Annotated in this window: 13 protein-coding genes; 7 read left to right on the forward strand and 6 right to left on the reverse strand. The window is 72.4% G+C overall.

Features of this window, described 5'->3' with window-relative positions:
* Nucleotide 1: 1 nt before the first annotated feature.
* The 3 genes from AB0B91_RS14325 to dhaK are packed head-to-tail and all read right to left on the reverse strand — an operon-like array spanning nt 2 to nt 2,093.
* Nucleotides 2-385 (reverse strand): phosphoenolpyruvate--protein phosphotransferase, encoded by a 384-nt coding sequence (locus AB0B91_RS14325; RefSeq protein WP_358319201.1) that lies wholly within the window; start codon nt 383-385, stop codon nt 2-4.
* Complete coding sequence (gene dhaL / locus AB0B91_RS14330; RefSeq protein WP_358318709.1) at nt 385-1,101, reverse strand: dihydroxyacetone kinase subunit DhaL; 717 nt, start codon at nt 1,099-1,101, stop codon at nt 385-387. The genes AB0B91_RS14325 and dhaL overlap by 1 nt, the downstream gene beginning before the upstream one ends.
* Nucleotides 1,102-1,112: 11 nt before the next feature.
* Nucleotides 1,113-2,093, reverse strand: coding sequence for a dihydroxyacetone kinase subunit DhaK (dhaK, locus tag AB0B91_RS14335; RefSeq protein WP_358318710.1), 981 nt, complete (start codon nt 2,091-2,093; stop codon nt 1,113-1,115).
* 55 nt (nt 2,094-2,148) lie between these two features.
* Here dhaK and AB0B91_RS14340 point away from each other — a divergent pair, with 55 nt between their 5' ends.
* Complete coding sequence (locus AB0B91_RS14340) at nt 2,149-3,315, forward strand: cytochrome P450 (RefSeq protein WP_358318711.1); 1,167 nt, start codon at nt 2,149-2,151, stop codon at nt 3,313-3,315.
* A gap of 18 nt (nt 3,316-3,333) precedes the next feature.
* The gene (locus tag AB0B91_RS14345) at nt 3,334-4,089 is read left to right on the forward strand and encodes a lysophospholipid acyltransferase family protein (protein ID WP_358318712.1); all 756 of its coding nucleotides are present in this window, start codon (nt 3,334-3,336) and stop codon (nt 4,087-4,089) included.
* Between the two features lie 75 nt (nt 4,090-4,164).
* Here AB0B91_RS14345 and AB0B91_RS14350 read toward each other — a convergent pair whose 3' ends face one another.
* Both AB0B91_RS14350 and AB0B91_RS14355 read right to left on the reverse strand, forming a co-directional pair.
* Nucleotides 4,165-4,971 carry a serine/threonine-protein kinase gene (locus AB0B91_RS14350; RefSeq protein ID WP_214637516.1) on the reverse strand — a complete coding sequence of 269 codons (807 nt, stop codon included), beginning with the start codon at nt 4,969-4,971 and terminating at the stop codon, nt 4,165-4,167.
* Between the two features lie 56 nt (nt 4,972-5,027).
* Nucleotides 5,028-6,278: an MFS transporter gene (locus tag AB0B91_RS14355; RefSeq protein ID WP_358318713.1), complete on the reverse strand. Its 1,251-nt coding sequence runs from the start codon at nt 6,276-6,278 to the stop codon at nt 5,028-5,030.
* A 68-nt stretch (nt 6,279-6,346) separates the two neighbouring features.
* On the opposite strand from AB0B91_RS14355, the gene AB0B91_RS14360 reads away from it, so the two are divergent.
* The 5 genes from AB0B91_RS14360 (at nt 6,347) to AB0B91_RS14380 (ending at nt 11,222) form a co-directional block, all read left to right on the forward strand.
* Nucleotides 6,347-6,961 (forward strand): winged helix-turn-helix domain-containing protein, encoded by a 615-nt coding sequence (locus tag AB0B91_RS14360; RefSeq protein ID WP_358318714.1) that lies wholly within the window; start codon nt 6,347-6,349, stop codon nt 6,959-6,961.
* 301 nt (nt 6,962-7,262) lie between these two features.
* Nucleotides 7,263-8,156, forward strand: coding sequence for a siderophore-interacting protein (locus tag AB0B91_RS14365; protein WP_358318715.1), 894 nt, complete (start codon nt 7,263-7,265; stop codon nt 8,154-8,156).
* Nucleotides 8,157-8,170: 14 nt separating this feature from the next.
* Nucleotides 8,171-9,187 (forward strand): iron-siderophore ABC transporter substrate-binding protein, encoded by a 1,017-nt coding sequence (locus AB0B91_RS14370; RefSeq protein WP_358318716.1) that lies wholly within the window; start codon nt 8,171-8,173, stop codon nt 9,185-9,187.
* Entirely contained in the window at nt 9,184-10,194 is a 1,011-nt protein-coding gene (locus tag AB0B91_RS14375) for an iron ABC transporter permease (protein WP_358318717.1), read from the forward strand. Before AB0B91_RS14370 ends, AB0B91_RS14375 begins: the two co-directional genes overlap by 4 nt.
* The gene (locus tag AB0B91_RS14380; protein WP_358318718.1) at nt 10,194-11,222 is read left to right on the forward strand and encodes an iron chelate uptake ABC transporter family permease subunit; all 1,029 of its coding nucleotides are present in this window, start codon (nt 10,194-10,196) and stop codon (nt 11,220-11,222) included. Before AB0B91_RS14375 ends, AB0B91_RS14380 begins: the two co-directional genes overlap by 1 nt.
* A 42-nt stretch (nt 11,223-11,264) precedes the next feature.
* On the opposite strand, the gene AB0B91_RS14385 is transcribed toward AB0B91_RS14380, so the two are convergent.
* Nucleotides 11,265-12,653, reverse strand: a complete 1,389-nt coding sequence (locus tag AB0B91_RS14385; RefSeq protein ID WP_358318719.1) for an MFS transporter — start codon at nt 12,651-12,653, stop codon at nt 11,265-11,267.
* Nucleotides 12,654-12,676: the final 23 nt, after the last annotated feature.

Consider the following 12,676-nt stretch of genomic DNA (forward strand, 5'->3'; position numbering starts at 1 on the left):
TTCAAGGGCCACTGAGCTTGCGGAAGTCGCGGGCCTCCTCGGCGGCCGCGAGAACGGCGGCCAAGGGCGCGCCCGCGCTCGCCGTGACGGCCGCCGCGATCGCCCCCTCCACGAACGGCACGTCGGCCACCACCACCCGCCCCGGCTCCTCCAGCAGCCGGGCCGTCAGCACCGAGCTGCCCAGGTCGGGCACGAGCACCACGCCATCACCCCGGTCGACCGCCGCCAGCGCCTTCTCGATCAGGTCGAGACTCGTGCCCAACCCGCCGTCCTCGGTGCCACCCGCCGCCGCCACCCGGGCACTCGGCCCGGCGATGCCGCGGACCAGCGCGGCCGCCTCCGCCGCGAGCCCGGCGCTGTGCGCGACCAGCACGATGCCCACCATCACGAGGCCGCGGCTGCGACGGTGGCCAGGGAGGCGACGATGAGGGCCGACGACGCTGCTCCCGGGTCCTCGTGTCCGATGCTGCGTTCACCCAGGTAACTGGCCCGGCCCTTGCGGGCCCGCAGCGGGATCGTGGTCCGTGCGCCCTCCTCGGCCGCGCGCGCCGCCAGCTCGAACGCCTCTCGCACCCCCACCCCATCCCGTACGGCCAGCGCCAGGGTCCGCGCCGCCGGAACCAGCGCGTCCACCATGGTCTTGTCGCCCGGCACGGCCTTCCCGAGCTGCTCGACCGCCACCACCCCGGCGTCGAACGCCGCCGCGAACCCGGCCAGCGTCACCGGCGCCTCCACCGCCTTGCCCATCGCCCGGAACGCCGAGCCGTACAGCGGCCCGGAAGCCCCGCCGACGCGGCGGATCAGCGTCGTTCCGGCGGACAGCAGCGCTTGGCCGGGTGAGGTCGGCGGCGAGTCGGTCAGCGCCTTGCTCACTTCGGTGAAGCCGCGGTCGAGGTTCGTGCCGTGGTCGGCGTCGCCGATCGCCGCGTCGAGCGCGGTCAGCCGCTCACGCTGGAGCCTGACCTGCTTGGCGATGTCGTCGAACCAGGCGACGAAGAAGGCCGTGGTCAACACGCCACCGTCCGCGAAGCCGCCGTCCGCTGAGCCCGTGTCCACGGAGTCGCCGCCCACCGAGTCGCCGTTCACGGAGTCAGGGTCCATCGAGGTGCTCATCAGCGCCCCCAGCGCAGCCCCGGCGTCTCGACCGGCGCGTCCCACAGACCCGTCAGCGTGTCGTCGAGCCGGCAGATTGTCACGGAGAAGCCCTGCATGTCCAGGCTCGTCACGTAGTTGCCCACCAGCGACCGCGTCACACGCGCCCCTTTGCCGTCGATGAAGGCACTCACTTCGGCGAACGCCACGTACAGCTCCATCAGCGGCGTGCCGCCCATGCCGTTCACCATGACCAGCAGATCGCCCTCCAGCGGCAGGTCGCCGTGGATCGCGTCCATGGCCACCTCGGCCAGTTCGCGGGCCGTGGCCAGCGGCGCCCGGCTCCGGCCGGGCTCGCCGTGGATGCCGATGCCCAGCTCCACCTGTGTGTCCGGGAGGTCGAACGTCGGCTTGCCCGCCGCGGGCGTCGTACAGGAGGTGAGCGCGATGCCGAACGAGCGGCTGCGCTGGTTCACCTCCGCCGCCATGCCCGCCACCTCCCTCAGCGGCGCGCCCTCCTCGGCCAGCGCTCCGGCGATCTTCTCCACGAACAGCGTCGCGCCGGTGCCCCGGCGGCCCGCCGTGTAGAGGGAGTCCTGGACGGCCACGTCGTCGTTCACGAGCACGCCGGCGACTTGGACGTCGTCACACAGCTCGGCGGCCATCTCGAAGTTCAGCACGTCGCCGGTGTAGTTCTTGACGATGTGCAGTACGCCCGCGCCGCCGTCGACGGCCTCGGTGGCGTTGATGATCTGGTCGGGCACGGGCGAGGTGAAGATCTCGCCCGGGCAGGCCGCGTCGAGCATGCCGTACCCGACGAACCCGGCATGCAGCGGCTCGTGCCCCGAGCCGCCGCCGGACACCAGCCCGACCTTGCCCGCTCGCGGCCCCGACGCGCGGTAGACGACCCGGTCGCGGACCCGCAGTGACGGGTGTGCCGCCGCCATCCCGGCCAGCGCGTCGTCGACCGCGGATTCGGCCGAGTTGATGAGCTTCTTCATGATGAGAAACATCTGCCCGTTTCCCTGTAAGGACAAGCGTCTTAGCGTGGTCAGGGTGGAACTCGTCTACAGCCCCTACGACGCCGCCGTGAACGAAGATCCGTACCCCGTGTACGCCCGAATGCGGCGCGAAGCGCCCATTTACCACAATCCCGAGCTGAACTTCTGGGCACTGTCGCGCTACGACGACGTGGCCGCCGCGCTCGTCGACAGCGCCCGTTACTCCAGTGACCACGGTCCGGTGCTCGACAGCGGGGTCTGGGGGCCGAAGGCGCGCACGATGCTGTCGTTCGTGGCCACTGACCCGCCCGACCACACCCGCATGCGGTCGGTCATCGCCCGTGGCTTCACCATGCGCCGCGTCGCCGCCCTCGAGTCGATGATCAGAGGGCTCGCCCGCGGCTATGTCGAGGAGGGCCTGGAGAAGGGCACGTTCGACTTCGCCAGGGACCTGTCGGCCAAGCTGCCGCTCGACGTGATCTCCGAGCTGGTGGGCGTGCCGCCGTCCGACCGGGCCGAGGTGCGGGAGCGCAACAACGGGCTGCTCCGGTATCACCCGGGGAGCGAGCCGTCCGAGGAGGGCCTGCGCAATCTCTTCTCGCTGGGCGGCTACTACGCCTCGATCATCGCCGAGCGGCGCAAGGCGCCGCGGGACGACCTGGTCTCCGTGCTCGTCGCGGACGACGGGCTGACCGACGAGGAGATCGTGCCGTTCATGCTCCTGCTGGTCGGGGCCGGCTCGGAGACCACCACCCACCTGCTCAACGCCGCCTGGTACTGGGCCTGGCGCAACCCGGAGCAGCGCGCCGCCGCCTTCGGCGGGGCGATCGCGCCGTGGATGGAGGAGTCGTTACGTTACGACACGCCCGCGCAGGGGGCGGCGCGGCGGCTCACCGAGGACACGGTCCTGCACGGCGTCGACCTGCCGGCGGGGACGAGGATGTGGCTGCTGGTCGGGTCGGCCAACCGCGACGAGAGCGTCTTCCCCGACCCCGACGCCTACGATCTGGGCCGCGACACCTCGAAGTTGATCAGCTTCGGCGCGGGCCGCCACTACTGCCTCGGCGCGGCGCTGGCCAGGATGGAGGCCCGGGTGGCGCTGGAGGAGCTGACGGGGCTGATCGCGCCCGGCTACGAGATCGACGCCGCGGGCATCAGGCGCACCAGGCACGGGAACGTGCGGGGCATGCTCAACCTCCCGACTACCGTCCGACCGGCCTGAATAGGCTACCTTCTGGTCATGGCTGAGATCGTGTACCCGCCGGTGATCGCCGCCGCGCGGACCCTCTTTCGCGTGCTCGACTACCGCTTCCACATGGAAGGGACCGAGCATGTGCCGCGGACCGGCGGAGCGGTGCTGGTCAGCAATCACATCAGCTATCTCGACTTCATCTTCGCCGGGTTCGGCGCGCTGCCGTCCAAGCGGCTGGTGCGGTTCATGGCCAAGCAGGATGTGTTCGACCACCGCATTTCGGGCCCGCTGATGCGTGGCATGCACCACATCCCGGTCGACCGGGGCGCGGGCGCGGGGTCCTACGCGACGGCGCTGCGCATGCTGAAGGCGGGGGAGGTGGTGGGCGTCTTCGCCGAGGCGACGATCAGCCGATCGTTCACGGTCAAGGAGATCAAGAACGGCGCCATCCGCATGGCCCAGGCGACCAAGGTCCCGGTCATCCCGATGGCGCTGTGGGGGAGTCAGCGGATCTGGACCAAGGGCCGGTCCAAGCAGCTCACCCTGCGGCACGTGCCCATCACGATCCTGGTGGGGGAGCCCATCCACCCCAAGCGCGGCGAGGACGTCAACCAGCACGCCGCCGACCTGCACGCGCGGATGTCGGAGCTGGTGGACCGGGCTCAGCGCACCTACCCGGAGATCCCGCCGGGCGTGTGGTGGCAGCCCCGCCACCTCGGCGGCACGGCTCCCACGCCGGAGGAGGCCGCCGCCATGGACGCCGCCGAGGCGGAGGCCCGCGCCAAGCGGGGCGAAGAGGAATAGCGACCAGCCGACCGGCCGCGGGCGAGTAGCGGCCGGTCAGGTGGCTGCCGGGCGATCAGATAACGCGGCGGCCGGTCAGATCGCCGCAGGGTAGCTGCTGGCGCGCATGCCCGCCAGCAGTCCGGCGGTCTGCTCGGGCGTGAAGCGGCGCACCGGGTCGTGGGACAGCAGACCCTCGATGAGCGGCCGCATCACTCCGGCCCGGCGCGGCGGCGGGTAGCCGCCGCTCCTGGCCATGCCGAGCACCGTGGCCGCGTCCTGCCCGGGGTAGGGCGGCTGGCCCTCGATGGCGCTGTAGAGCGTGGCGCCGAACGACCACATGTCGGCCTCCTTGCTGGCCGGGCCGCCGTGTAACCGCTCGGGGGCCATGAACGCGGGCGTGCCGCGCAGCCGCCGGGACGTGGTCATCCGGATGTCGCCCTCGACCGTGGCGATGCCGAAGTCGGTCAGCACCACGCGGTCGCCGGTGAGCATCACGTTGGCGGGCTTCACGTCACGGTGCAGCACCCCCGCCTGATGCGCGGTGCGCAGCGCGGCGAGCAGGTGCACGCCGATCGCAGCCACCGACTGCGCGGGCAGTGTCCCCACCTGAGAGAGCAGTTGGTGGAGTGAGAGGCCGTCGAGGTACTCCATCACGATCCAGAGTTTGCCGCCCTCTTCGATGAGGTCGTGGACCGTGACGATGTTGGGGTGGGTGAGCCCAGCGGCCATCCGCGCTTCACGGAGAACCCGGCGGCGGACCATCTCGGCCTCGCCGCTGAGGGTCAGCTCCTTGAGCGCCACCTCACGATGGAGAAGCTGGTCAAAGGCCCGCCAGACGACTCCCATACCTCCACGACCGGCCTCCTCATTGAGGAGGTACCGTCCGCCGATCTCCCGCATGCCATCCCCTCATTGCTCGGGGTAATCATGTCATCTCGGGGTAGGCCAAAGTGTGACTAACGTGATCTGAATGTGTCGAGAACGGAAGGTGCGCTGGTCAAGGGGTGAGAAATTCGATCGTGTAAGGCGCGCCACACAAGCCCCACGGCCACCAAGCAGACCCCCGCGGCGCCCGCGAGCACGACGGTCAACCCGGTCAGTTCGGCCACCACCCCGCCGAGAGCGGCCCCCACCGGCATGCCGCCCATGCCGATCAGCCGGTAGGCCGAATTGACCCGGCCGAGCAGTTCGGCCGGGATCAGCCGCTGCCGCGTGGAGACGACCAGCACGTTCGCGACGGCCCCGGTGACACCCCACACGACGCCGGTCGGGTACATCAGCCAGGCGACGGGCCAGAACACCGGCACGAGGTACAGCAGGGCGCTCACCAGCCAGGCGCCGACCAGCGTCCGGCCCTCCCCGAACAGCCCGGAGACCCGCTCCGAGACGATCGACCCGGCCACAGCGCCGACGGCCAGCGCGGTCATCATCAGGCCGTACCCGCTGGGCGACAGCCCGATCCGCGAGCCGTCGCCGACGGCCCACAGCACGAACACCCCGAAGTAGGCGGCGCTGGCGAAGTTCAGCATCCCGGCCGAGACGGCCAGCGTCCGCAGGAACCGCTGGGACCAGAGATAGCGCTGAGCCTCCACGATGTCGCGCAGCAGCGACCGCCTGGGGCCCCGCGCGGCGGGTGCCCGGAAGGAGCCCCTCATGCCCAGCAGGAGCAGGCCCGCGGCGCCGTACAGGAGGGCGGGGCCGCCGACGACGGCGGCGGGCAGCAGCGTGACCACGAGGCCCGCGATCGGCGCGCCGGCGAACTCGTTGCCGATCATCTGGGCGCTCTGCACCCGCCCGTTCGCCGCCGTGATGCGCTCGGGCGGCACCGCCATCGGCAGCACCGACTGCGCCGAGGTGTCGGCGAAGACCTCGGCCACGCCCGCCAGCAGGACGGCGGCCAGCACGACCCACAGGTTCAGCAGCCCGAGCAGGCCCAGCACGGCCGCCACCGCGAGCACGGCCGAACGGGCGAGGTTGGCCAGCACCATGATCCGCCTGCGGTCGAGCCGGTCCGCGATCGCGCCCGCGTGCAGGGCGAACAGCAACCACGGCAGCGTGGCGGCCGCCCCGGCCAGTGACACCAGCGTGGGGGACCGGGTCATGGACACGGCCAGGAGCGGCGCGCCGACCTTGAGCACACCGTCCGCCAGGTTCGAGAGCGCGGTCGAGGACAACAGGAAGCCGAACGATCGGCCGAGACGTTGCATGGCCCACTCCGATAGTGTGTAAGGGAAACTATGCACAGGTTTCTTTGCAAAGATAGGTGTGCACGCCCATGGAGAGCAAGCACTACTCCGCCAGGACGCTCGACGCGAACGCGCTGAAGTCGTTCGCGCACCCGCTGCGTCTGCGCATCTACGAGCTGCTCGACGAACACGGCCCGTCGACGGCGACCCGGCTGGCGGGCCTGCTCGGCCAGAACACCGGGGCGACCAGCTACCACCTGCGCGAGCTGGCCCGGCACGGCATGATCGAGACGGTGCCCGAGCTGGGCAAGGGCAAGGAGAAGTACTGGCGGATCGTGCCGGGCGGCTTCTCCTACGGCGCCCCCTCAGCCGACGCGCCGGCCGATCCCGAGGTGGCCGGCGCGTTCGCCTTCCTGCTCGACGACCTCGTCCGGCAGCGCGGCGCCGAGCTGACGCGCTGGCGCGAGGAGGAGGCCACGACCCCCGAGGAGTGGGTGCAGGCGAGCGGCCTCGGCCGCCGGTCGATGCGGCTCACCGTGGCCGAGACGCGGCAGATGCGCGACGAGGTGTTCGAGGTGCTGGAGAAGTATCGGGCGGTGGCCGATCGCCGGGAGGTCGAGTCTCCCGGCGCCCCGGATCCGGCGACCGGTCGCGTGGTGGTCCACTTCGACGTTCTGCCCGTGAGCGGTGGCAAGGGCGCCTAGGGATATCCCTAGGTCCGGCCCTGTCGCGACGCCGCCGAGCTCCGCCTAGTGTCCTGCATCAGGCTTCCGTACTCCGTCCGCATGCCGGGCGCGGCGCCGCCGAGGGAGCGGGCGATGCTCGGCGGCGCCGTAGCCCTCGTCGTGTCGCAGACCTCCGAGTCCGCCGGACATGGACTCGGAACGGCGAACGCCCCCGTCCCGGGCTGGAGGGACGGGGGCGTTCGCCGTTTCCGGGGGCCGGGCTGGTCGATCAGCAACGGTTAGGTTAGCCTCACCTTAACGAAACGAGGTGGAGCTGAGGATGACCGAGCCCTTTCGCATGTTCGACGTACGCGTGAACCGGTTAGCACGCCTGAGCCCGTCGTTCCTGCGCGTGACGTTCGAGGGAGAGGACCTGCGCTTCTTCGCCGACAACGGGTTCGACCAGCGGATCAAGCTCATCCTGCCGGTCGACGGGCACGGGCTGGAGCACCTGCCGTCCGGCCCCGACTGGTTCCCGCGCTGGCGCGAGCTGCCCGACGAGCGGCGCAACCCGCTCCGTACCTACACCGCCCGCCTGGTACGCCCCGAGGCCCGCGAGGTGGACGTGGACGTGGTCCTGCACGACCACGGAGACGGCCCCGTGGCGCGCTGGGCGGCCGAGGTAGGGCCTGGCGACGTCGCGGTGCTGCTCGGCCCCGATGCCCGGCACGCCGGGCCGCACGGAGGCCTGGAGTTCCACCCGCCCGCCGACACCGGGGCGGTGCTGATCGCCGGTGACGAGACGGCCGTCCCCGCGATCTGCTCCATCCTCGAACGGCTGCCGGCCGGCTACCAGGGCGAGGCGCTGATGGAGGTGCCCCGCGCCGACGACTTCCTGCCCGTCGAGACGGAGAGCGGAGTGAAGGTCACCTGGCTGGCCCGCGACGACGCGGAACGCGGCGCCCTGCTCACGCCCGCCGTCAGGATCGCCGCCGACCGGCTGCTCCCGCCACTGCCCACGCCGGACTCCTTCGAGGACGTCGACGTGGACGTGGAGGAGCTGTGGGAGGTGCCCGAGGAGTCCCCGTACGGCCCGCTGTACGCCTGGCTGGCCGGCGAGGCGGGCGTGATCAGGACGCTCAGGCGGCATCTGGTCGCCGAGCGGGGGATGGACCGCCGGGCCGTGGCCTTCATGGGCTACTGGCGGCTGGGCCGCGCCGAGCACAACGAATAAGGGAGTCTCCAGCAATGACCCGCGTCCTGTACGCGCTCGCCGCCCTGACCCTCACCCTGGTCACCGGATGCGGCTCCACCACGCCCCAGACCCCCGGGGCGGCGGCGTCGGCCTTCTCCGCCACCCTCACCCACAAGTACGGCAGCACGACGATCACCGCCAAGCCCAAGCGGATCGTCACCGTCGGCCTCGTCGAGCAGGACGCCCTGCTGGCCCTCGGCATCGTGCCCGTCGCCAGCACCGAGTGGATCGGCGGCTACCCGGGCGCGATCGGCCCCTGGGCCAAGTCCAAGCTCGGCTCCGCCCCGGTCCCGCAGGTGCTGAAGGACACGGGCAGCGGCCCCCAGATGGAGAAGATCGCGGCACTGCGGCCCGACCTGATCCTGGCCCTGTACTCGGGGCTGACCCAGGAGCAGTACACCACCCTGTCCAAGATCGCGCCGACGGTGGCCCAGCCGAAGGAGCACATCGACTACGGGATCTCCTGGCAGGAGGTGACCAAGCAGGTCGGCGTGGCCGTGGGCGAGGCCGCCAAGGCGGACGCGCTGGTCAAGCAGGTGGAGGACCGGTTCGCCGCCGTGCGGAAGGAACATCCGGAGTTCGCCGGGCAGACCGCCCTGATGGCCACGGTCTACGAGGGCTACTTCGTCTTCGGCAGCCAGGACCCGCGCTCCCGCCTCCTCGCCTCGCTCGGCTTCAAGCTGCCCGCCGACCTGGACAAGGCCATCGGCGACAAGTTCGGCGCGAACATCAGCCGCGAACGCCTCGACCTGCTCGACACCGGAGCGCTCCTCTGGAGCGTGACCAACGTCGACAAGGACACGGCCACGCTGCACGGTGACAGCGTCTACAAGGGGCTCAAGGTGGTCAAGGAGGGGCGCGAGGTGTTCGTTAAGGAGGGCACCGACGACGGCAACGCCGTGTCCTTCCTCACCGTGCTCAGCCTGCCGTACGTGCTCGACGCGCTGGTGCCGCGGCTCGCGGCCGCCGTGGACGGGAAGCCGGCGACCGAGGTCGGGCTGCCCACGTGACCCGCCGGGCCGCCCTGGTGGGGGCGTCGCTCGGCGCCCTCGTCCTGGTCTGCCTGCTGTCGCTGGCCCTGGGCGCCCGCCAGATCCCGCTGGGCGAGGTGGTCAGGGCGCTGGGCGGCCTGGGCGCGGACCGGGAGACGCACGAGGTGATCTGGTCCGTACGCGTGCCGCGGACGCTGCTCGGCGTCCTCACCGCGGCGGCGCTCGGCCTGTCCGGCGCGCTCATGCAGGCGCTCACCCGCAACCCCCTCGCCGACCCCGGAGTGCTCGGCGTCAGCGCGGGGGCGGCGTTCGGTGTGGTGATCTCCATGGGCGTGCTCGGTATCAGCGCGCTGTCCGGGTTCGTGTGGTTCGCGTTCGCGGGCGCGCTGGTGGCGAGCGTCGTGGTGTACGCGATGGCCGGGCTGGGCCGCGACGGGATGACGCCGGTCAAGCTGGCCCTGGCCGGGGTGGCCGTCACGTTCCTGCTCAGCTCGGTGACCAGCGCCATCGTGCTCGTCGATCCCGAATCGCTGAACCGCTACCGGTTCTGGTCCGCCGGGTCGCTGTCCGGGCACGGCTCCGGCGTGCTGCCGCAGTTGCTGCCGTTCATCCTGGCGGGCGCCGTGCTGGCGCTCGCCTGCGCGCCCGCGCTCAACAGCCTCGCGCTCGGCGACGACGTGGCCCGCGGGCTGGGCCGCCGGGTGGGCCTGGTCCGCCTGCAGGGCGCGGCGGCCGTGATGCTGCTGACCGGCGCCGCGGTCGCGGCCATCGGCCCCGTCGTCTTCGTCGGCCTGGTGGTGCCGCATCTCGCGCGGGCCGTGGCCCGGCGGGCCGGCGCCGAGACCGACCACCGGCTGCTGCTGCCCCTGTCGGCGCTGCTCGCGCCGTGCCTGCTGCTGGCCGCCGACATCCTGGGCCGCCTCGTGGTGCCGCCGATCGAGGTGCAGGCCGGGCTGCTGGTCGCCTTCATCGGCGGGCCGTTCTTCGTCGTGCTGGCCCGCCGGCAGCGGCTGGCGGAGCTGTGATGGGCCAGCTCACCTTCCGCCTCTCGACGCCGCCCGTGTCCTGGGTGCTGCGCCCGCGCGTCTTCGTGGTGTGCCTGGTCCTGGCCACCGCGACGTTCCTGGTCTTCTGCCTCGGCATCGGGCTGGGCGAGTTCCCGCTCGGCCTCGGCGAGGTCGTCCAGTCCCTGCTCGGCACCGGCGACCAGGGCACCCTGTTCGTCGTACGGGAGCTGCGCCTGCCCAGGGCGCTGACCGGGCTGCTCACCGGCGCCGCCTTCGGGCTGTCCGGCGCCCTGTTCCAGACCATGACCCGCAACCCGCTGGCCAGCCCCGACATGATCGGCGTCACCCAGGGGGCGGGCGTCGCCGTGGTGGCCGGGATCGTCCTCGGCGTCGGGTCCGGGCCCGGCACGCAGGTGCTCGGCTTCACGGGGGCGGTGCTCGCGGCGCTGCTCACGTACCTGTTCGCCTGGCGGCGCGGCACCACCGGGTACCGGATCGTGCTGGTCGGCATCGGCCTGTCGTGGATCTTCACCAGCGCCACCGAATATCTCATGGTCACCAGCGACACCTTCCAGGCGCAGGCCGCGCTCGGCTGGCTCTGGGGCAACCTCAACGGCCGCACCTGGAGCCAGGCCGTGCCGCTGGCGGTCGCCCTGGCCGTGCTCGTGCCCGTCGCCCTGCTCCTTGGCCGCTGGAGCCGGGCGCTGCAGCTCGGCGACGAGGTGGCCGTGGTGCTCGGCGCGCCGGTGCAGCGGGCGCGGCTGACGCTGCTGCTGGTGGGCGTCGCGCTGGTCGCCTTCGGCACGGCCGCCGCGGGGCCGATCGCGTTCGTGGCGCTGGCCGCTCCGCAGATCGCCCAGCGCCTGGCCCGCACCGCCTGGCCGCCGCCGCTCGCCTCGGCGCTGGCCGGGGCGTTCGTGGTGCTGGCGGCCGATCTCCTGGCGCGCCGCGTCATCCCGGACGTGGAACTGCCCGTCGGCGTGGTCACCGGCGTGCTCGGGGCGCCGCTCCTGCTCTGGCTCCTCGCCCGCGCCCGCCGTGCCTAGCGCCGTCCCGCCGGGCACGAACGGCACGGCCGTACGGTGGGACTACCGTCCCGCGACCTCGCTCTCCCGTACGGCCGGCGCCGGGATCAGGGCCGCGGTGACCACGGCGAGCAGGGCGATCGCGGCGAACGTCCAGAACGCGATCGTGTAACCCCTGAGCGTGGGCACGTGAGCGGTGGCCGTGGCGGCCAGGATGGCGGAAGCGACCTGCGCCCCGGCCGCCCCGCCGACGGTGCGGGCGATGGTGTTGACGCCCGTGGCCACACCGGTCTGGTCGGCCGCGGCCGCCGCCACGACCAGCAGGCCCATCGACGCGAACGCCAGGCCGTACCCGATCCCGAGCAGCAGCCCGGCGGGGTAGAACTCCCACAGCGGCGGCGGGCGGAGCGCCAGCACGGCGAACGTGACGGCGGCGCACGCGGACCCGGCCCGCAGCGGGACGGCCGCGCCGAACCTGGCGGCCAGGCGTCCGGCCAGCGGCCCGCCGGCCAGCATGCCCAGGGCGACCGGCAGGATGACCAGTCCGGTGGTCGTCGCCGAGCCGCCCGGGCCGCCCATGGCGACCGGCGTCTGCACGAACTGCGGGAACAAGGTCACGGCGCTGAACATCGCGGCGCCCACAACGAGCGCGGTCAGGTTCGTCACGGCCATGGCCCGCGTCCGCAGCAGCCGCAGATCCACCAGTGGCACGGGGGTGCGCAGCTGCACCCACACGAACCCGGCCGCCAGCGCGACCGTCGCCGCCACCAGCCCGAGCACCGCCGATGACGTCCAGCCCCAGGCCGCGCCCTGGCTGATCACCAGGAGCAGCCCGACCAGCGTGCCGCAGAGCAGCGCCGCCCCCGGCAGGTCCACTCCGGACACCGCCGCCGACGGCGTCTCCGGCAGCCGGATCGCTCCGACGGCGGCGGGGACGGCGAGCAGCAGGCCCGCCCAGAGCAGCGACGGCGTCCCCAGCAGGTCGGCGAGCGGGCCCGCGATCACCATGCCCGCCGCGCCACCGAGCCCGATCATGGCGCTGAGCAGCGCGATCGTGCCGCGCTGCCGGTCCGGTGGCACCAGATGCCTGGCGAGCCCGAACGTCAGCGGGAGGACCCCGCCCGACACCCCTTGCAGGGCCCGCCCGGCCAGCAGCCAGGGGAGCGAGCCCGCGTGCGCCGCCAGGGCCGCCAGCACGGTGCCCGCGATGAGGAAGCCCAGGGACGCGATCAGGACGCGGCGGTGGCCGTACAGGTCGCCGAGCCGCCCCGCTATCGGCGTGGCTACGGCGCTGGCCAGCATGAACGTCGTCAGCAGCCACGCGACGGCGCTCAGCGGGGCGCCGGTCTCGCGATGGAAGCCAGGTAAGGCCGCGACGACGATCGTCTGCGCCGAGCTGGCGGCCAGGCTCGCGGCGATCAGTGTCGCGCGGGCGGGGAGTGTCGTGGTCAAGTCGCCTCCTTCATCAAGGTTAG

It is taken from the genome of Nonomuraea sp. NPDC049141 (assembly GCF_040648415.1).
Taxonomy (GTDB): domain Bacteria; phylum Actinomycetota; class Actinomycetes; order Streptosporangiales; family Streptosporangiaceae; genus Nonomuraea.

What these genes read in the sequence shown, in the direction of transcription:
- AB0B91_RS14325 (WP_358319201.1), bottom strand. Translation starts at nt 385, where the DNA reads ATGGTGGGCATCGTGCTGGTCGCGCACAGCGCCGGGCTCGCGGCGGAG.
- dhaL (WP_358318709.1), bottom strand. Translation starts at nt 1,101, where the DNA reads ATGGACCCTGACTCCGTGAACGGCGACTCGGTGGGCGGCGACTCCGTG.
- dhaK (WP_358318710.1), bottom strand. Translation starts at nt 2,093, where the DNA reads ATGAAGAAGCTCATCAACTCGGCCGAATCCGCGGTCGACGACGCGCTG.
- AB0B91_RS14345 (WP_358318712.1), top strand. Translation starts at nt 3,334, where the DNA reads ATGGCTGAGATCGTGTACCCGCCGGTGATCGCCGCCGCGCGGACCCTC.
- AB0B91_RS14350 (WP_214637516.1), bottom strand. Translation starts at nt 4,971, where the DNA reads ATGCGGGAGATCGGCGGACGGTACCTCCTCAATGAGGAGGCCGGTCGT.
- AB0B91_RS14355 (WP_358318713.1), bottom strand. Translation starts at nt 6,278, where the DNA reads ATGCAACGTCTCGGCCGATCGTTCGGCTTCCTGTTGTCCTCGACCGCG.
- AB0B91_RS14360 (WP_358318714.1), top strand. Translation starts at nt 6,347, where the DNA reads ATGGAGAGCAAGCACTACTCCGCCAGGACGCTCGACGCGAACGCGCTG.
- AB0B91_RS14365 (WP_358318715.1), top strand. Translation starts at nt 7,263, where the DNA reads ATGACCGAGCCCTTTCGCATGTTCGACGTACGCGTGAACCGGTTAGCA.
- AB0B91_RS14370 (WP_358318716.1), top strand. Translation starts at nt 8,171, where the DNA reads ATGACCCGCGTCCTGTACGCGCTCGCCGCCCTGACCCTCACCCTGGTC.
- AB0B91_RS14380 (WP_358318718.1), top strand. Translation starts at nt 10,194, where the DNA reads ATGGGCCAGCTCACCTTCCGCCTCTCGACGCCGCCCGTGTCCTGGGTG.